General features: G+C 66.5%; 14 protein-coding genes. 2 read left to right on the top strand and 12 right to left on the bottom strand.

Translation table 11 applies throughout. The annotated features are described in order from the left end of the window. Positions 1-51: 51 nt before the first annotated feature. The 4 genes from phnV to phnS are packed head-to-tail and all read right to left on the bottom strand — an operon-like array spanning position 52 to position 3,937. On the bottom strand, positions 52-885 hold the full coding sequence (gene phnV, locus P9239_RS05335; RefSeq protein ID WP_404980137.1) for a 2-aminoethylphosphonate ABC transport system, membrane component PhnV: 834 nt from the start codon (positions 883-885) through the stop codon (positions 52-54). A 1-nt stretch (position 886) separates the two neighbouring features. Then, positions 887-1,798 carry a 2-aminoethylphosphonate ABC transporter permease subunit gene (phnU, locus tag P9239_RS05330; RefSeq protein WP_309749429.1) on the bottom strand — a complete coding sequence of 304 codons (912 nt, stop codon included), beginning with the start codon at positions 1,796-1,798 and terminating at the stop codon, positions 887-889. Next, the gene (gene phnT / locus P9239_RS05325) at positions 1,776-2,852 is read right to left on the bottom strand and encodes a 2-aminoethylphosphonate ABC transport system ATP-binding subunit PhnT (RefSeq protein ID WP_309749428.1); all 1,077 of its coding nucleotides are present in this window, start codon (positions 2,850-2,852) and stop codon (positions 1,776-1,778) included. Before phnT ends, phnU begins: the two co-directional genes overlap by 23 nt. Further along, a complete protein-coding gene (gene phnS, locus P9239_RS05320) occupies positions 2,849-3,937 on the bottom strand; it encodes a 2-aminoethylphosphonate ABC transporter substrate-binding protein (protein ID WP_309749427.1) in 1,089 nt (362 codons plus the stop codon). Before phnS ends, phnT begins: the two co-directional genes overlap by 4 nt. 176 nt (positions 3,938-4,113) lie before the next feature. Between phnS and P9239_RS05315 the strand changes: the two genes are divergently transcribed. Further along, entirely contained in the window at positions 4,114-5,001 is an 888-nt protein-coding gene (locus P9239_RS05315) for a DMT family transporter (RefSeq protein WP_309749426.1), read from the top strand. Between the two features lie 15 nt (positions 5,002-5,016). Here the strand turns inward: P9239_RS05315 and P9239_RS05310 are convergent, their stop codons facing one another. The 7 genes from P9239_RS05310 to P9239_RS05280 form a co-directional block, all read right to left on the bottom strand. Further along, entirely contained in the window at positions 5,017-6,189 is a 1,173-nt protein-coding gene (locus tag P9239_RS05310; RefSeq protein WP_309749425.1) for a L,D-transpeptidase, read from the bottom strand. A 166-nt stretch (positions 6,190-6,355) separates the two neighbouring features. Then, positions 6,356-6,817 (bottom strand): hypothetical protein, encoded by a 462-nt coding sequence (locus P9239_RS05305; RefSeq protein WP_309749424.1) that lies wholly within the window; start codon positions 6,815-6,817, stop codon positions 6,356-6,358. Between the two features lie 167 nt (positions 6,818-6,984). After that, on the bottom strand, positions 6,985-10,902 hold the full coding sequence (locus P9239_RS05300) for an ATP-binding protein (RefSeq protein ID WP_309749423.1): 3,918 nt from the start codon (positions 10,900-10,902) through the stop codon (positions 6,985-6,987). Positions 10,903-11,028: 126 nt separating this feature from the next. Continuing rightward, the gene (locus P9239_RS05295) at positions 11,029-12,798 is read right to left on the bottom strand and encodes a S10 family serine carboxypeptidase-like protein (RefSeq protein ID WP_309749422.1); all 1,770 of its coding nucleotides are present in this window, start codon (positions 12,796-12,798) and stop codon (positions 11,029-11,031) included. A 48-nt stretch (positions 12,799-12,846) separates the two neighbouring features. Beyond that, a complete protein-coding gene (locus P9239_RS05290) occupies positions 12,847-14,448 on the bottom strand; it encodes a S53 family peptidase (RefSeq protein WP_309749421.1) in 1,602 nt (533 codons plus the stop codon). 256 nt (positions 14,449-14,704) lie between these two features. Next, positions 14,705-15,616 carry a DUF72 domain-containing protein gene (locus P9239_RS05285; protein ID WP_309749420.1) on the bottom strand — a complete coding sequence of 304 codons (912 nt, stop codon included), beginning with the start codon at positions 15,614-15,616 and terminating at the stop codon, positions 14,705-14,707. Between the two features lie 40 nt (positions 15,617-15,656). Further along, positions 15,657-16,055: a GFA family protein gene (locus P9239_RS05280; RefSeq protein ID WP_309749419.1), complete on the bottom strand. Its 399-nt coding sequence runs from the start codon at positions 16,053-16,055 to the stop codon at positions 15,657-15,659. 113 nt (positions 16,056-16,168) lie between these two features. Here P9239_RS05280 and P9239_RS05275 point away from each other — a divergent pair, with 113 nt between their 5' ends. Continuing rightward, complete coding sequence (locus tag P9239_RS05275; protein ID WP_309749418.1) at positions 16,169-17,491, top strand: inositol monophosphatase; 1,323 nt, start codon at positions 16,169-16,171, stop codon at positions 17,489-17,491. On the opposite strand, the gene P9239_RS05270 is transcribed toward P9239_RS05275, so the two are convergent. Then, the gene (locus tag P9239_RS05270; RefSeq protein ID WP_309749417.1) at positions 17,472-19,511 is read right to left on the bottom strand and encodes a tetratricopeptide repeat protein; all 2,040 of its coding nucleotides are present in this window, start codon (positions 19,509-19,511) and stop codon (positions 17,472-17,474) included. The genes P9239_RS05275 and P9239_RS05270 overlap by 20 nt on opposite strands. Positions 19,512-19,636: the final 125 nt, after the last annotated feature.

Genomic DNA, 19,636 nt, shown 5'->3' with positions numbered 1-19,636 from the left:
CGAGCCGCGCGAAGGTTCCCCGCAACTTTCGAAGGGCGTACTCGGTAAAATTTATTTCGGATGCCGAATGACCCGGCGATCGCGGCGCGGCGCGTGGCCGGCGATCACGAAAAGAGCGGCCAGCGAAACGGCCAGCAGGATCAGCGAGAGCGCCGACGCGGGCAGATAGTAGCCGCGATTGACCTGCCCGACCACGACGATGGGCACGGTCGCGAAGCCCGGCGGATACACGGTGAGCGTCGCGCCGAGTTCGCCCAGCGACAGTGCGAAGCCGAGCGCGAGGCTCGCGCGCACGGCAGGCAGCAGTTGCGGCAGCACGACGCGCGCCAGCACCATGCGCGGCGGCGCACCGAGACTCGCGGCGGCTTCGCGCAGCGTGGTCAGCTCAGGGCGCAATGCGGCCGCCGCGCACCGGTAGCAAAACGGCAGCACGAGCGCAAGCTGCACGAGTACGACGATGGCCGCCGAGCCGGACAAATCCACCGGCCGCTTGTGATACGCAATCAGCACCGCGAGCCCGAGCACGACGCTCGGCACGCCGCTGCCCGCCATTGCCACGGCATCGACGAGCGCGCCGAGCCCGCGACGGTCGCGCCCTTCGAGCGCCAGCGCGAGCCACAAGCCCAGCGCGGTGCCGAGAACCGCGACTGCGAAGCCGGTCGTCAGGCTCGTCGTGAGCGCGTCGAATTCGCTCGATCCGAGGCGTGAAAACCAGCGCGCGCTGAAGCCGTCAGGAAGGATCGTGCCTGACCAGCGCGACGCCACGCTGGAAAGCGCCACGACGATCACTGGCAGCACGAAAAGCCAGAAGCACACGAGCGCGACGAAGCACATCGCCATCATGCGCAGCAGCGACGCCGGTCTGAAGGATGCCGAAAGCTGCATGTCAGCGTCCCTGGCTGCGCGCATCGACGCGGCGGTACAGCGCGTAGAGCGAAAGCGACATGAGCAGCATGACGACCGAGCCGGCCGCCGCCGCGCGCAGATCGAGATCGACGGTGGCCGCGCTATAGATTGCAATCGGCAAGGTAATCAGGTGCGCGCTGCCGAGCACGAGCAGAATGCCGAATTCGTTCAACGTCAGCAGAAAGCACAGAATGGTGCCCGCCGCGATGCCCGGCCATGCAATCGGCAGCACGACTTTCGTCGCGACCATCCATCCGTTTGCGCCGAGGCTCCTCGCCGCTTCGACGAGACGCATGTCGAGCGTGGCATACGACGCGAGCGTCGGGCGCACCACGAAAGGCGCATAGAACACGACTTCGGCAAGAATTACGCCGCCGATGCCGAACAGAAAATCGAGCGGCGGGGCATCGAGCGAAAACATGCGCTGCAAGCCGATGCTCACCGCGCCCTGCGATCCATACAGAAAAATCAGCGTGAACGCGACGAGAAACGACGGAAACGCGACGAACAATTCCAGAAAGCGCGTGAGCAGCTTCGCGCCCGGAAACGGCCGGAAGAACAGCATGGACGCGAGCGCGACGCCGAGCAGTGAGGCAATCGACGCACTCGCTAACAAAATCCCCACCGTCGTGCCGATCACGCCGCGCGTTTCGGCGTTGCCGAAGAACGCGGTGTACGCATCGAACGTGAGGCCGTGCGGACCGGTCGCACTCAACAGCACGAGCCGCGCGAGCGGATAGACGACGAGCGGCCCGAGCACGAACACAAGGATGAAAAGCAACTGCCACTGCGCGCGCTTCTCGCGACGCTGCGCCGCCGCCCGGTGCGCAGCGAACGCGCTTTCGCCGTTGCCCGTCTGCGCGACGCTGTCAGGGACGAAGAAGGACGACATCGTCAGCCTCGAATCGAAGAGAGACGCGTGCGCCCTTTTCGGGCATGGGCGCGTGGCCGCGCTGCATCGTCACGAGGACGGGCTCGCCGGGCAGCGCATCGAGCGCGACGGCGATGGAAAGCGCCGCGCCATACCATTCCACCGATGCGATCGTGCCGTGCAGCGGCCCTTCGCCGAGCGGCACAATGGCGAAACGCTCGGGACGAATGCACGCAAGACGCTCGCGTTCGTCGTGACGCGCGTCGCCGACGGGATAGACGACGCGCGGCGGCAGCAGATTCGCCGCGCCGAGATAGCGCGCGACGAAGCCGTCGTTGGGCGCGTCGTACAGTTCGCGAGGCGAGCCGATCTGCGCGATGCGGCCATCGCGCATCAGAAGCGTGCGGTCCGACAGCACGAGGGCGTCATCCTGATCGTGCGTCACGCAGACGATGGTCAGGTTCGGCAGACGCTCGTGCAGCGCCTTCAGTTCGCTGCGCACGGATGCGCGCAGATTCGCATCGAGCGCGGAAAGCGGCTCGTCCAGCAACAGCACGTCCGGCTCGATGACGAGCGCGCGCGCCAGCGCCACGCGCTGCTGCATGCCGCCGGAAAGCTGCGCGGGCATCACGTGACCGGCATCGGCCAGTTGCACGAGCTTCAGTGCGTCCGCGACGCGTCGCGCAATTTCGGCCGCTTTCAGCTTGCGCGCGCGCAACCCGAAGGCAACGTTGTCGAACACGGACAGATGCGGGAACAGCGCGTAGTTCTGAAACAACAGCCCGAGATTGCGGCGATGCGCGGCCACATGGGTCAAATCGCGCCCGGCGATGCTCAACGTGCCCGCGAGCGCGTCCGCATTGACGAAGCCGGCGATGAAGCGCAAGAGCGTGGTCTTGCCGCATCCGCTGCGGCCGAGCACGGTGAGGAACTCGCCGCGTTCGATGCGAAGCGTCAGGTCGTCGAGCACCGTGCGCGCGCCGAAGCGCACGGTCAGGTGCTCGATGCGTACGCCGGACGCGGGCGCGAGCGCCCTCTCCTCGCGCGCCGCCGGCGACAGTGCGACCGTGCTCACGACTTCGGCTTCACGACTTCAGTTTGTTTGCCGGAACTCCCGATGACTTCGTTCTTCCATCGCTCGGTCCAGCCGGCCTTTTTCTGCATCACTTGATTCCAGTCGACCGGAATCAGCCTGACGCCGGAAATGGCCTGCTTGACCGCTTCGCCGTTCTTGCCCGCGAGCGGCACGTCGGTGCGCGCCGGGATGCCGTAGATGTCCGGGACCTTCGCCTGCACTTCCGACGACATCAGATAGTCGATCAGCTTCTTGCCTTCCGCCTGATTCGGCCCGCCCTTGATGAGACCGATGGCGTACGGAAGCTGGAACGTCGTCGGCGCTTCGTTCGCCGCGTGCGAGAGAAAGAGCGGCTTGATCGACAAACCGCCGTTTTCGGCGTCGTCGAGATCCATTTGCAGGTCGCCATTCGCGAACGCGATCTCGTTACGCGAGAGCAGCACGTCGAGATAACCGGTGCCCTTCGTGTGGAACTTCGCGCTCTGTTCGAGCGACTTCAGGTAGTCGAACGCCTTGTCCTCGCCCATCAGCGCGGACGTGAGGATGATGACCGCCATGCCGTCGCCGGCGGTGGCCGGGTTCGAATACGCGACCTTCCCCGCGTAGCTCGGATGCAGCAGGTCCGCGAACGTCTTCGGCGCAGTCTTCGTGACTTCGGGATTGATCGCGAACGAGAAGTAGTTGTTCACGAACGTGGCCCACGCGCCGTCCTGCGCCTTCGCGATGGCGGGCACGTTCTTGTAGTTCACACTTTGGTAGTTCTGGAGAAGCCCGCTTTGCGAAGCCTGCTGGATGAACGGCGGCAAGGTGACGAGCACGTCGGCCTTCGGCGAATCCTTCTCGACGGTCGCGCGGTTCACCACTTCGCCGCTACCCGCCGTCACGATATTCACCTTCACGCCTTCTTTCTTTTCGAAAGCGGGCAGCACGTCTTTATAGAGATTTTCGAGACCGTCGGCGGTGTACAGGACGACTGCGTCGGCGGCCAGTGCGGGCGTCGCGGCGAAGGAAGCCAGTGCAGCCAATGCAATCGATGCGCACGCGCCGGGCAGCAGCCGGCGCGCGAAGGATGAATCGCGGCTCATGTGTGGTCTCGTGACTGGATGACAAAGGACGGTAGACCGGAAGCATTGCAGAGGTCTGTGACATCGGCGTGAATGCTCACGGCTGTCATATGCGGCCCCGGCGAGTGCACGGTTGAACAAGACGACATACGCAATCGCAGGGATACTTCCGCGGTTATCGCCAACCGCCCGCACTCATGCTCTCCTTCCTCACCGCGCCGGTTTTCGTGTTCTTATGGTCGACGGGCTTCATCGTCGCGCGCGCGATCACGCCTTACGTCGATCCGAATCTCTACCTGCTCGCGCGCTTCTGCGGCACGGCCCTGCTGTTCTTCGTGCTGGCGCTGACCGCCCGCGTGCATTGGCCGAATGGACGCGACGCCGCACGGCATCTGTTCGCCGGCGCGCTGCTGCAAGGCGTCTATCTCGGCGCGGGCTACTGGGCGGTCGCCCAAGGTCTGGGCGTCGGCATCATGGCGTTGCTGGGTGCGCTTCAGCCGCTCCTGACGGCAGCCATCGCGGCGCGTGTGTTCGGCGAGCGGCTTTCGGCGCGATCCTGGAGCGGGCTGCTCGTGGGTCTCTTAGGCGTCGCGCTGGTGCTGGCGCCGAAGCTCGCGCAAAGCGGTGCGCCGGTCGCCCAGGCCGCGAACCCTGCACACGCACCGCAATGGCTCGTCGTGACGGTCGCGGTCGTCTCGGTTTTCGCCATTACCGCGGGCACGCTGTACCAGAAGACATCGCTCGCGAGCGCCGACATCCGGAGTGCGAGCGCGCTGCAAAACGCGGGCGCGGCGATTGTCGCGGCCGTGCTCGCGGCCTCGCTGGGCGAACACCGCTTCGTCCCGTCGATGACCACGTGGGCGTGCATCGCATGGGGCGTCGTGATGCTCTCGGGCGTCGCGACGACGATGCTCGTGTGGATGGTCCGGCGCGGCGATGCGTCGCGCGCGACGGCCCTGCTCTTTCTCGCGCCGCCGCTCGCCGCGCTGATGAGCTTTATCGCGTTCGGAGAGACGCTCGGCGCGCTGCAACTGGCGGGCTTTGCCGTGGCGCTGGCGGGGGTTGTACTCGCCCGGTCGAAGTAGCGCGCTAGTCCACCGTTAGTCCACGGAATTGGCGCCCGCTGGCGTATGCGCTCGCGCCGCTTTGCCCGGTCCCGGCGACCATGCGGGCCGCGCCTTGCGCGCGCTATCGACGACGACGAGATAATGCCCCGCCCACGGCGTCGTCTGCCGCGTGGCTTTGAGCACCCACATGGATTCGCCTTCGGCTGCGCGCGCTTCGTACTGCGCATCGAGCACGCCGTGATGATCGAAGAACGTATTCAACGTCGATGGAATGCGCACGCAGCCCTTCGAATGCCGCATGCCGAGAAGCGGTTCGAGTTTCTCGGGGTCGGTCGCGTGCATCTGAAAACGCATCGGCGAGACGCCGCCTTTGCCCCAGCCGCGTTCGCCATCGGCCCAGCCGAAATCGTAGATGCGCATGTCTTGCGCGCCGTAGCCGCGAATCTTGAACTCGTTCTCCGTGCCTTCCGCGCGGAAATCCATGTTGCCCGGCACGTGCTGGAACACGCCGAGCGGCGTCAGGAAGTGGTCGAATGTGCCGGGCCGTCCGGTCGATACGGGCGATGCGCCGATCATCGACCAGGCATCGCCCGGCTTTGCGCGGAAGTAGACGAAAAGCGCCTGCACGTTCTCGCTGCGATCGACGAGGACGACGAATTCGTTCGCGAGATCGCCGTGGCCGTGTTCGTCGAGCGCGTGTTGCAGCAGGCGGCCATACGCCTGCTGATCGGCAAGCGGTACATTGAGACGGCGGTCGACTTCCTTCGCGAACGTCTGACGCATCGCGTAGGCGCCCGTTGCCGGCAAACCCGTGCGTTGGGCGACGTTCGGTTCGGGCGGTTCGGGCGGCAGCGGGACTTCGGGCGCGGCGGCTTCGGATGCGGCTTCGGAGGCGGAGGCGGCCGATGCGGCTTCAGCGGCCGATGCTGCCGATGCCTCACTCGCCGCCGATGCGCCCGTTGGCGCCGATGCCGCTTGCGGCGTTATCGGTACCGGCATCCCGGGGAGCGCGCGGGGCGGTGCGCTCGCGGCCTGTGGCGCGCTGGCGCTGCGCGCCAGAGGCGGCGCGGGCGGCACGGGCGCAGGTGAGGCGCGCTGCTGGACCACCGTCCCCGACGCCGCCGACACCGGCGCTCCTGCGCCCGCCTGCGCCGTGCAAGCGACCGATGCGGCGAGTGCCGCGACCCCGATGATTCGTGCGCTCATTGGCGTCTTGTGTCTTTCTTCCTGCTGCATTGAACGATCCGCTTGAGCTTCGACTACGGACGGCTTACACGACCGACTGCTTCAGGGAACGCGCGCATCGGCATAAAACCGGTGCCACCTACGTAGCGCAGTTGCCCGGACGCAGCACGGCCGCGCATCCGTTCGCTCAAAACCCCTGACAAGACATACTCGACAGATTCGGATAAAGATTCGGCCAATCACCCGCCATCGCCGACTGCGCGGCTCTCAGCGTCATGTCGCCAGTGCAGACGCAACGCTTCAGATACACCGCGAGCCGCTCCTTGCGACGCTGTCCGCTGCGCCCTTCCCAGCGCCGCACATCGAGGTTCGCGGGCGAATTCGGCGAGCCGCCGAGCAGCACCGGCATCCGGTGGTCGAGCGCATATTCCGACGCGAACGACGCGTCGATGCTGCGCTGCTTCAGCAGCCGCTCCTTCTGTCGCATCTGGGTCTCGAAGGACGGCAACACGCGGTCGACATAACCCGGCACGCAGATCGTATCGACGATGGTGGCTTGCGTGACATGCGGATCCAGCCAGTCGGACTGCTGCGCGCGGGCTGCGTTGGTGGCGAGCACCGCGGCCATCGCGAAGAGCGCACACTGCATCGCGCAAACGAAGCGGCGCGAGCGACGATGGATTGCGTATCTGTCCCTTCGATTCATGCCTCGTTGGCGCACGCTGATCGTGCGGCCAACGCGTGGCCGCCTATTTTCGAGATGAACGGAGGTTCAATTAGAACACACGATCGCCGGGCGGCGCGCAAGCGCGTCGGTCAGACCGATGGCCGCGCGACGGCGGCGTCGAGCGCCGCATCGAGTGTCAGGGCTGCCCGCTCGAAGGCGGCGAACGATGCGGCGATGGATGCGTCGTCATCACCGTTGCGATCTTCGTCGATGGCGCGGTCGCAATCGCGCTGAAGGGCGACGCACGTCTCGGTGAACCGCGCCGCGCCGATAACCGCCGCCGCGCCTTTCATCCGATGCGCGATCTCGCGGAGGCGTTCGTGATCGCAAGCGTCCATCGCGGCGTGCGCCTCGTCGAGGTCCTGCGCGTTGGCGGACTTCAGCGTTTCGATGAGCGTCGTCGCCTGATCGCCGAAAGTGGCGAGCGTGGCGGGGTTGAAGGCGGGGGACGTGGTGGTGAAGTTGCTGGTCTGCGGGGCTTCGGCGGTTTCGGCGGTTTCGGCGGTTTCGGCGGTTTGGGCGGTTTGGGCGGTTTCGGCGGTTTCGGCGCTTAGGGCGCTTACGGCGCTTACGGCGCTTACGGCGCTTACGGCAGTTTCGGCGGTTTCGGCTCTTGCGGCGGTTTGGGCGGTTTGGGCGGTTTGGGCGGTTTGGGCGGTTTTGGCGGTTTTGGCGGTTTGGGCGGTTTGGGCGGTTTGGGCGGTTTGGGCGGTTTGGGCGGTTTGGGCGGTTTGGGCGGTTTGGGCGGTTTGGGCGGTTTGGGCGGTTTGGGCGGTGCTAGGCAGTTGCAGCGCTGGCGGCGGTTGTATGGCTTGCGCCGTCCGTGTGGCTCGCACGGCCTGCGACGTCCGAGCCGTTTGGAGAGCTTGTTGAGTGCGAGAAGGTGGCGCTGCCTGCTCCGTAGGCAAGGATCGGATAGCTCGAACAGCTCGTGCGGCCTGCGCTGCGTGGTCGGCTTGATCGGCTTGATCGGCTTGATCGGCTTGATCGGCGTGCCCGGCTTGCTCCGCGTGCTCGCTTCGCTCGGTTTGCTCCATTCGCCCGACTTGCCCCAATCGCCCGCCGACCGAACGTCGCACGGCCTGCCCGCCTTGCCCACTTTCGTCGCTTCCCGCGAACGTCGCCGGGCGCTCCCCGTGCGCTTCCCGCGCCGCAGTTCCCCGCCGCTCCCTCGTCCTTGGCTCGGCCGCCAGCCCGCTCGCCGCCACCAGCGCGTCCCGCAACGCATCGAGGCCGATGGGCTTCACCAAACACATCGTCATTCCCGCCGCGACGGCCCGCTCGGCCGCCTCGGCCTGCGCATTCGCCGTCAGCCCGACGATAGGCATGGCGCGCGAGCCGAACTCATGCGTGGCCTCGTCGGCGCGAATGGCCTCTGCCAGTTCCTCGCCGCTCATCTCGGGCATCGAACAGTCGGTGAGGATCACGTCGAACGCGCCCGGCTTGTCGCGCCAGCGCACGAGCGCACTGCGGCCGTCCACTGCAAGTTCCGTCGCGCCGCCAAGAAGCCGGATCTGGCCGTCGAGCACCATGCGGTTCGCCGGATGATCGTCCACGACGAGCACGCGCAAACCGTTCAGCGAACGCGCGAGCCCGGGCGTCGCGGATGTGTCCGCCTGCATCGGCTCGCTTGCCTCGGGCAAAGCCAGGCGCACCGTGAAGCGCGTGCCGCGCCCCGGCGTGCTCGATAGTGCAATGCTGCCGCCCATCATCGAGACGAGCCGCTTGCAAATGGTGAGTCCGAGGCCCGTGCCGCCGAAGCGCCGCGCGCCGCCGTCGTGAGCCTGCACGAATGGCGTGAAAAGCGACGCCTGCCGTTCCGGCGGAATGCCCACGCCCGTGTCCGACACCACGAACGTGACCGCGCGCTCGCCATCGCGAGACGGCGTGACATCGCAGGACAGGGTGACCGCGCCTGCATCGGTGAACTTGATCGCGTTCGACAGCAAATTGCCGATGATCTGCCGCAACCGCTGCGCATCGGCCGTGATCCACGCCGGGCCGTCGCGCTCGCCATGCCGCTCGACGACGAGCGCGACGCCCTTCGCCCGCGCCGCCGGCTCGTAGATGGCCGTGACGCTCGCGATCCACGCGAACAACTCCACCGGCGACGGCGAAAGCACGAGCCGCTCGGCTTCGATCTTCGCGACATCGAGCAGATCGTCGATCATGCCGAGCAGATCGCGCGCGGCGCGATGCGCCGTGAGCAGCGCACGCGCGGTGGCGTCGCGCTCGCCGGGCGCGCGCAATTCGAGTTCGAGCAGGCCGAGCACGGCGTTCATCGGCGTGCGGATTTCGTGGCTCATTGTGGCGAGAAACGTGGACTTCGCGCGGTTCGCGGTCTCGGCTTCCTCTTTGGCCGCGCGCATCGCGTTTTCGGCTGCGATGCGTCGCCGGATCTGCGCGCGCAGCGACACGGCCCACGCGCCCAGCACGATCACGAGCGCGCCGCCCAGCGCCGCGCCGAGTTCCACGCGCGGGCGACGCTCTTCCCACAACGTTTCCGGATGCCCGGCCAGTTGCCAGCGCGCACGGATCGCCTCGAGTTCGTGAGGCGGCAGCGCCGTGATCGCGCGATTCAGAATGTCGAGTAACACCGGCTGATTGCGCGCGACGAGAAACACGTGCGGGGACGGCTTCGACGACAGCACGCCGCTGATCGCGAGCCTGCCGCGATACGGATTGGCGGTCGCGTAATTGGCGAGCTTCATGTCGAGCACGGTCGCGTCGGCCTTCCCGTTCGCGACGGCGGCGAGCTGGCCGTCGCCTGCACTCGCGTCGACGATGCGCGCCGTCGGCGCCTGTTCGTTCAACGACGGCCCCGCCGGATACCCGGACGGCAACGCGACGCGCTTGCCTGCGAGCGCCGCTGCATCGGCAAGCGGCGGCGCGCCCGTGCGCGTCACGATGGCGACGAGGCCCTCGCCGAACGGCACCGACGCGACGAGATCGGGGTCGTCCGGATCGCGCGGCACGCTGATCGGCAGGAACGCAGATTCGCCGGTCTTCACGTCGCGCTCTATCCGTGCAATGTCGCGGCGCAAGCGGCCTTCGAAGCGCAGCCCCGTGATGCGCGAAATGGCCGCGAGCAAGTCCGGCGCGAGACCGGCGGGCTGACCGGAGGCATCGCGGAACATGAGCGGCGGAGCGTGCGACAGCATGGAGTAGTACACGACCGGATGCGCCGCGATCCACGCCTTCTCCTCGGGCGTCAGTTCCAGCGCGCCCTGCGCCGATACCGCGGTCATCGCCACTTCCCAGCGCGCGCGGGCCACGATCATGAAGCGCGGCGGCAGGCTGGCCAGCGCGGCATCGACCCGTTGCGCCAGCGCCTGCCCGCCCGGCCGGCGCGCGTCGAACGCGAAGCTGTAGCCGCCCTGATCGAACGGCGCGAAGCCCGTGACCGCGAGACCCGGCAACTCGAAATGCCCGATGGAGTACGCGGCGGCGGTGACGTCGCCCGCGAAGGCATCGGCCTGGCCGAGCGATACCGCGAGCAACGCCGACACGGTATCGGGATACGCGGCGGGCGTCATCGACGGATACGCGGCCGCGAGCCGCACTGGCGAGGTCTGCGTCCGCACATACGCGATGCGATGCGTCGGCGCGCGTTTGGCGAGCGGCTCGACGATGACCGTCTTGATCGGCAAGTAAGGTCGCGAGAGCAAGAGCGGGCCGCCGGGATCGTCGCCGGTCGCGCCGGTCGCCATGTCGATCTCGCCGCGCGAAAGCGCCTCGATGAGCGCCGCGCGATCCGCATAGCACCGCCATTGCGGCTCCATGCCGAGCGATTCCGCGACGGCCTGCGCGAATTCGACAGAAACGCCGCGCGGCGCTTCGTTCGCGGCCAAGCCCGTGGCGACATCGAGCGGCGCAACCATGCCCGGCACCGCGCCGATCACGAGCCGCGCGGCCGCGTGCAGGTCGGCGGCCACCATGCCGGCGACGAGCCATGCGACGACGAGCAATAAGCGCAACGCGCGTTGCGGCCTCGAGGAATGAGACAAGCTGCACCCCCAATCGAGCGGTGCAGCCAGTGTGTCAGAAAGCGCAAGACGCGCCAATCGGACAGCCGAAAGGTCGGTGACACGGTCGCGCGTGCCGTTGCGAAACCTGCAACGGCACGCGCGGTCTTACTGCGCGTTTTCGGGCGAAAGCGCCTGCCCCGCCTTGTCCGCCGTGACCTTCTGCAGCGCGATGATCCGGCTCATCGCCGCATGGTTCGACGTGGCTTCGCTGTACATCTTCGCGAGATCCGCCTTCAACTGCGTGCGCGAACCGCCATCCAGATAGACCATGTGCCCCGACGGATAGAACGTCGCCGAGAGATTCTGCCGCACGGTCTTGTCGATGAGCGGCATCTGCTGAAGATCGAGAATCGTCTGGTAGAACGGCGTCACGAAGTCGTACATGCCGTTCGCGGACAGCACCTTCAGGTCCACGTTCAGCGCCATCACCGCCGCGAGATCGCCCGCCGTGTACAGCACGACGTTGCCCTTCGCATCGACGCCCTTCTCTTCGCCGGTCGGATCCGTGTGCTTGAAGTCCCAGTTGATGAACGCCTGATCGTTGAGGTCCGTGAACGACGACGTGGACGTGAACTTCAACTGCTCGTTCAGGTAACTGTTCCACATGGCCGTGTACACGCCGCTCACGGCCGTCATCGTCGGGTCGTTGCCGCCGCTGTTCGGGTCGATCTTGCCCGCGATGCCCGTCGATACCGCCGTCACGCGGCCATCGTAAGAGCCGAGCGACTCGCCTTTCGACTTGAGCAGCGTCGTCAGGAACAGCGAGTTGCCGCGGCTGTCGTAGGCGGCGATGTCGAGGCTCCACGCAAGCAGCGTCACCTTGTCGATGCCCGTGTATTCCGCGAGCTTTTCGACCACCTCGTCGTCCGTCTGCGGGAACTTGCGCAGCGCGTTCAGGTAGTCCGTGCGCGCGAATTCCGCGACTTCCTCCATGAAGCTGAGCAAGTTAGTGGGTGTCGGATGCACGCCGAGCTTCTTGTGATACCACGCATCGGCGGCGGCGGTCGGCAGCGCGCCCACCGGATTGCCCGCCTGCCGGTAGTCGAGAATCGACGATTGCAACGTGATGCCGTTCAGATCGACGCCGTCTTCGTGCAGCCGATACGCGAGCACGCAACTGCGCGCCGTGCCGTACGATTCGCCGAACAGAAACTTCGGCGAATTCCAGCGGTTGTTCTTCGTCAGATATCGCTTGATGAATTGCTTGATCGAATCGGCGTCCTGATCGACGCCCCAGAAATCGCGGTTCTTGTTCGGCGCAATCGCCGCCGAATAGCCGGTGCCCACCGGGTTGATGAAGATCAGGTCGCTCTTGTCGAGCAGGCTGTCCGGGTTGTCCTCCATTTCGTACGGCGCGGGCGGCGTGAAGCTCGGCATGGCCGTCTTGATGCGGCGCGGCCCGAACGAGCCGAGCAGCACGAACACCGACGACGAGCCCGGCCCGCCGTTATAGAAGAACGTGAGCGGACGCGCTTCCTCTTTCGCGCCGTCCTTCGTGAACGCGACGTAGAACATCTTCGCATCCGGCTTCGAACTGCTCGGATCCACCGTCACCAGATGGCCGACGGTCGCCGTGTACGCGATCTTCTCGCCGCCGATGTTCGCCGTGTGCTGCGTGATCGCGGCGTTTTCATCGGCTTCGGTGGCCTCGACCGAGTCGTCGGGGCCGTTGCCGTAGGCGACCGGATCGAAGTAAGGCTGGTCCTTCTTGCCCGTGCTCTTCGCGGGCGCTTTGGCCGGTGCTTTCGCCGCGCGTTCCTCGCCGGTAGGCTCGCTCGCCTCGGCCGGCCGGGGCGCGACAGCGCCTGCGTCCGGCGCGATGCCCGTGCCGGCGTGGCCATGAATCGTCTTCGTTGTCAGTGGATCGGAGTTCATCGTGGTCGCTCCAGAATCGTCGTCGTGGTTGTTGTTCACTGTTGTCCCTCAACTCTTGCTCGACTGCCTTGCCTGGCCGCTCGCGGGCGTGAGCGCGGCCGCGATCTTGCCGCCGTCGGGGCTGCCCAAGCCCGTGCACGCGTCCCATCCCGCCGATGCCGCGAAGCTGCCGTTGTTGCCCTGCGTGATGTCACGAAACGCGGTCTTCGCCTTGTACAGCTTCGGATTGACGAAGCCGCACGGCGCACCGTTGATCGCGTTGCTGCGCGCGATCAGCGCGGCCCACAGCGGCGCCACCGCGCTTGTGCCGCCGACGACCGTTTCCTCGCCGTCGATCACGACTTCGTAGCCGGTCTGCGGCGAGGCGTCGCCGGCCACGTCGGGCACGCCGCGCTTCGACAGCGGCGTGTGCTTGCCGCCCGTGTGCGCCACGCTCAAGCCCTTCTGCCACGCGGGCAGCGCGAAAACCGCGCTGACGCCGCCGCCACCCGAGCCGCCCTGATCGCCGTCGTTCCACACCACTTCGTGCGTGATCGACTGCGCCGACGCCGAAAGGCTCGTGCCGCCGCAACCGAGCACATACGGGCTCGATGCCGGGAAATCGACGTGATCCGTGCCGTCGCCCACGCCGTCCGACGAGCCGCTGTCGCCCGCCGCCGCGCACACGGTCACGCCGAGCGCGGCGGCGCTTTGCAGCACGTCGTTGAACGCGTTGATCGACTGCGACGTCCAGTTCGACTCCGGTCCGCCCCAGCTGATCGACACCACGGACGGCTTATTCGTGTTGTCGTGGATCGCGCGGTTGACGGCATCGACGAAACCGGCGTCGCTGTTCGGGGCGAAATACACCGCGATGCGCGCGCCCGGCGCGACCGCTCCTGCAATCTCTATATCGAGCGTCACTTCGCCGTCCGGGCCGTTCGGGTTGCCGGTCGGCGCGTTCTTCGCGTTGTCCACGCTCACCGACACCACTTTCGGCGACTTGACGCCGAGCTTCGAGAAATACGCGGACAGATCAGCATCGCGATAGCCGCCGCCGAGTTCGATGATGGCGATGCACTGGCCCGCGCCGTCGCCATCCGGAAAGTCGTAGAGACCGGCGAGATCCACGGGCGAAAACGACGCCGGCGTGACGCCGCGTGCCGGCTTGAACGGCGGCCGGAAGCGAAAATGCGGACGCGCCTGCGGCCGGCTGTCGAGGCCGAGCACGGCCGTGACGGCGTCGTGGATATCGTCAGGCACGTTCACCGGGCCGCTGCGCCCGCGATACTCGCCGATGTTGTGATGCTGAAAGCGTTCGAGCTTCACGTCGAACGCCTTCTGGAACTGGTCGATGCTGCCCTTCAGCACGACGCTGCGCGTGCTCGGCTCGGCGCGCACGACAGTCAAGCCGTTGTCTGCCGCGAACTTCCTGATTTTCTCGACATCGTGTTCTGATGCGCCGAAACGCTTGTCGAATTCCTCGCGCGTGACGGATTGCGCGGGGGCATCGCCCGCGTCGATGCGCGCCATCATCTGGCGAAAGCCCGCTTCGTCCTTGCGCCGCAGCATGACGATCACTTCGATCTGCTCCTGAAGGTCGCACGCGCCGACGCACTTCGCGCCTTCGGGATGAGTCTTGTCACTGCCGCTAACCGGTTGCTTCGCCATGGTATCGATGCTCCTCGTAGGCATTGGAGGTTTCACGTTCTCGATCCTGCCGCTTGTCGCGCATCCGGCGCCTGTGCCTTCGCTTTCGCTTTGTTGACCGCTTTTTCTGTCGCGAAGCACGCCGCTTATCGTCTTATTTTCCTGACGCGAATGCAATCGATGCAAACTGTCGGACCGTTGAGTGAAGGATGCAGTTCCGGCGGGACAATTCGTGTCCCGGTCGATTCGGACACGAAATGACCCGTTGCCGACGCGATCAGCCGCCGTTTGCAGGCTTCACGCCGAGGCGTTCCATCAGGCGGCGCGCATCGAAAGGCGCTTGCACCTTCTGGTCGTTGTCGAAGTAGCAGTACACATCCCGCGATGCACGGCGGCGCGCCGCAGCCGTCGATATGAGCCGCGCGTCCTCGATCTGCCCGCCCGCCGCCCAGCGCTCGATGCGCCGCGTCCAGCCGTCGAGCGCGTCGTCCGAATAGGCGCCGCCGTAGAGCGTCTCGGTGCCATGCAGCCGCAGATACATGAAGTCGGACGTGAGGTCTTCGGCATAAGGCCAGTCCGCGACCGAATCCGATACGACGAGCGCTGCGCCATGCTTGCGCAGAAGTTTCACGAAGGCATCGGTGCAAAAGCTGGGATGGCGAATCTCGATCGCATGGCGCAGCGCGCGCTTGCGCCGCGCCTCGAACCACGGCTCCTTCACGCGCGTGTCGTGCTGCTGGGCGAGCGCCGCGGCGGCGTGCGTGTCCTTCGGCAAGAGTTCGAGAAAGCGTTCGAACGATTCCGGCTTGAAGCTGAAATTCGGCGGGAATTGCCACAGGAAAGGCCCGAGTTTCTCGTCGAGCGCGAGCACGCCCGAAGCGAAGAAATTGGCGATGGCGGGAATCGCCGTCTCGTCGCGAAAACGCAGCATGTGCGTGAGATAGCGCGGCCCTTTCACACTGAAGACGAAGCCCTCCGGCGTGGCCTCGTGCCATGCCCGCCAGCTGGAGAGGCTTTGCAGCGAATAGTGCGATCCGTTGATCTCGACGGTCTGCACCGCGCGCGACGCGAATTCGAGTTCGCGCGCCTGCGCGAGCTTCTTCGGATAGAACACGCCGCGCCAGCCCGCATAACGCCAGCCCGAAATGCCGATGCGAATGTGTCCTTCACGTCCCTCGCGTCCCGGCATGGCGCTCACCTTTCGGGACGCAAGCAGCGGCGGCGCGTGATCATGCCGTCCGTTCCTCGGCGTATTCCGGGCGCGCGCCACTCGGCAGCCACGGCTCGCGGTGCATGCACCAGAGCTCGTAGGCCGGCTCGAAGACGCCGGTTTCATCGAACGCGCCGAGCGGCAGATCCACTTCCGGCCGGCTCACGAACTCCATGTACGCCACCGATCCGCAGACAGGGCAGAAATGGCGCCGCCCGTCTTCCGAGCTTTCCCACGTGTTGAGTGCGCCGCGCATCTCTACCTGATCGCGGGCAAAGATCGCGTAGGCGCCGAACGCCGAGCCGTGCACGCGCCGGCACGTCATGCAGTGACACAGCGCGACGCGCCGCGGCGTGCCCGTCGCCCGGAAGCGAAACGCGCCGCACGCGCAGCCGCCCTCGTGAATGTCGCTGTTCATCGCGTTTCTCCGCAGCCGAGTCGAACTGTCGAGCCAGAAGCACGTCCTGCGCCCGCTCTCCTGAATTGGCACGGTTTGTTACGATAGCCGTTCACGATCGGAGAACGGCACTCATGAGCACATCGGGCACCCTCGGCAATGCGACCGCCTTACCTCTTCTGAAGCTGCTTCCCGGGCCGGGTTCGGAATTCGGTCCCGCCGCGTCCGACCTCGCCGCGCATGTCCTGTCCCACGCCCGCTTCGACTCGGCGGCCAACGCGCCGCTGCCACGCGAGACGTTCGCGTCCGTCACGGTCGACGAAGCCATGTCGGACGAGTACGTGTTTCCGCTCGGCGATACCGGCCAGTCCGTCGTGCTGACGGGCTATCGGATCGCCGCCGGTTTCATCGCGGAGCGCGCCGCCGACGAGTGGCTGGACTTGGCGCACAAGGCGCGCGTGGCGCAAGGGCTGCCCGCCCAGCCGCAGGCCGACGAGCCGCCGCTCGCGCCCGATCCCGCCGAAGCCGATCAGTTGCTCGACCGCGCGCTCGAGTGCGCGCAGCGCATTCTCGATCCGGTCGCGAGCGATCCGGTCGCGTCGCTCTTCGAGGCGCATTACCGTGGCGGACGCGAGTTCCTGCGTCTTTCGTGGGAAGGCTTGCCGGAAGATCTGGTGCCGGAATCGCGCCGGCCGCTTGCCGCGCTCGCTTCGGCGATGGAAAGCGGCGAGCGCCGCCAGAAGCGCGACTACGACCCTTACGGCCTGCAAGGCACCGACGACTACGACGTGGACCGGCCGCTCGCGTATCGCGAGAAGATCGGCCCGCTGCTCTTCACGATGACTTACCGCCACGAGTATCCGCAAGTCGACGACGAGCGGCTCGGCACCGCGTTCGCCGTGTACCACGAGGCGGGCAGCGATATCGTCGCGGCGGCGGTCGAACTGAAGCTCGTGAAGGTGCCGCCGCTCACGAAGAGCGCCGATCTCGTCTATACGCTCGACACCTATTCGGGCGAAATGCTTTCGCTCGCGCTGGCATCGACCGAGGCGCTCGGACACGAGCGTCTGTGCGAAGTCTTCAGCACGCACCGCGTGATCTACATCAGCAAATGGGAAGTGCGCAAGCCCTGGCGCGGCGAAGGGCTGGGCGTCGCGCTGCTGCATCAGGCGCTGGAGCGTCTTCCCGCCGATGTCGACGGCCGCCCGAACGCGCTGTGCGTCGCGCCCGAGCCGTATCAGACGGACATGCGTCACTTCGAGAAGCTGCCGCCGGTTTTGCGCGAGGAACTGCGCGCGCCCGCGAAGCGTCTCGAAGCGCATCTGACGAACTGGCTCGAAAGCTCGAAGCTGCCGATCGCCACGCATTTCTTCGTGCCGATGGCGAAGCATGCAGGCATCGGATCGGCGGGCGAGAACGCGCGGTGGATCGACCGCATCATGGAGAGCGAGGCATGACGCGTTCCGAGCGCCATGCGTTCAACGCATCGACGACGCGCTCGATCACCTCGACCCACTGACCGGGCGCGCGCTGGCGGAAAAGCCGCGCGCTTGGATACCACGGCGAGTCGTCGCGGGCGTCGAGCCAGCGCCAGCAGGCGTTCGCGCACAGCAGTATCCACACCGGCTTGCCGAGCGCGCCGGCCAGATGCGCGACCGCCGTATCCACCGAAATCACGAGATCCAGCGACGCGATGATCGCGGCCGTCTCGGCGAAGTCGGCGACCTCGTTCATCGGGTCGAGCGGGCGCAGCGGTTCGGGCAGCGTGCCGATCTGGGCGCGCGCCATCGGGCCTTTCTGCAGGCTCACGAACGTCACGCCGGGCGTGGCAAGAAGCGGCTCGCACTGACGCGCATCGAGCCAGCGGCGGCTGAATGCGCCGTATGAATCGGGCGTCCACGGGCGCGGCTCGCCGGACCACGCGATGCCCACCTTCGGCATATCCGGCAAGCGGCTCCGCCAATAGTCGATGCGCGATGCGCTCGCGTGCAGATAAGGCGTCGCGTACGGGATGGTGTCGAGCGTCGTGCCGGCGAGCGCGGGCAGGCTCATCAGGAAGCACCAGTAGTCGTGCGGCGGCAGCGCGGCGAGCGCATCGAGCGGGACGCATTGCGTGATGCCATCGACCGATTCGAGCAGCGCGACGAGCGCCGGCGGGCATACCACCGTCAGCTTCGCCGCGCCTTGTGCCGTCAGCATCGGCAGATAGCGAATGAACTGAATGCTGTCGCCGAAGCCCTGCTCCGTGACCACGAGAAGCGACTTGCTCGCGAGCGGTTCACCGCGCCATTGCGGATACGCCACTCCCGGCGGGACAACGGAACGCTGCGACAAACGCGCGTCGTAGCGCGCTTCGAAGCCCGCCCAGCCTAGTGCGAAGTCGCCCGCGCGAAGAAGCGCCGTTGCGAGGTTCAGCCTCGCATCGGCGGATTCGGGATCGACGCGCAGCACTTCGCGAAAAAGCGCCTGCGCCTCGGCAAGACGCGCACCGTCCTCTCGGAGCAGATTGCCGAGATTCATCAACGCGGCACCGAATTCCGGCCGAAGCGCGAGCGCGCGGCGATACGACGCTTCCGCTTCCGCGAACCGCTCGCGGCGTCCGAGCGCGACATCGCGATGGATTAGATTCGCCAGATTGCAATGCGCGTCCGCCGAATACGGCTCGATCTCCAGCACCCGCCGATACGCGTCTTCGGCGTCCGTCAGGCACCCGAGCGCATCCAGCACGCCGCCGAGGTTGGTCAGCGCGCCGGCGAAGTCCGGACGCAGCGTGACGGCCTGCCGATATGCGAGCCGTGCATCCCCGAGCGATCCGCGTGCTTTTAGCGCGTTGCCGAGATTGAAAAGCGCGTCGGCCCAGTCCGGGCGCGCCGCGACGGCCTGGCGAAGCTGCGCCACGGCCTCATCGAGCCGGCCAGCGTCTTTCAGCAGATTGCCGAGATTGTTGTGCGCTTCCGCGTAACGGGGCCGCGCGGCAAGCGCCTGCCGGTACGCAGCTTCGGCTTCCGGCAAGCGGCGCGCGAGGGCCAGCAGGTTGGCGAGGTTGTAGTGGGCGTCCGCGAAATCCGGTTTCAGGCGCAGCGCCTGCCGGTACGACGCTTCGGCCTCTTCCGCATGACCGAGCTTCTCCAGCACGTTGGCCAGGTTGTAATGCGCCTCCACGAACGCCGGCCACAGTTCTATCGCCCGGCGATACAGCGTCCGCGCGTCGGTCAGGCGCCCGCGCGCCGTCAATGCGTTGGCGAGATTGCTGCACGATCCCGCGTTGCCGGGATGCTCTTCCATCGCGCGACGCCAATAGGCTTCGGCCAGTTCCTGCCGATCCGCACGGAACGCGCATATCGCCGCGAGATTCAGCACATCGACGTCAGCGGGACGGCGCGCAAGCATGGGCGCGAGCGTCTGCAGCGCATCGGCGAAGCGGGCGTTCGAATAGTGTGAAACGGCGCACTGATAGCGGTCGGCGTCAGTTGTCATGGACGACACATGCAAAAGGACTGAGTGCGATTGTGCGACGTGCGCCGCACGGGAAACGTCACAAAGTGCGGCTTCTTCCTGACAATTGCCGAAACAATCGGGATTCGAAGCGAACGCGCTTTTAC

Source organism: Caballeronia sp. LZ062 (assembly GCF_031450785.1).
GTDB lineage: Bacteria > Pseudomonadota > Gammaproteobacteria > Burkholderiales > Burkholderiaceae > Caballeronia.
Note: the sequence above shows the minus strand (reverse complement) of the source record. Positions and strands in the feature narration are given on the sequence as shown.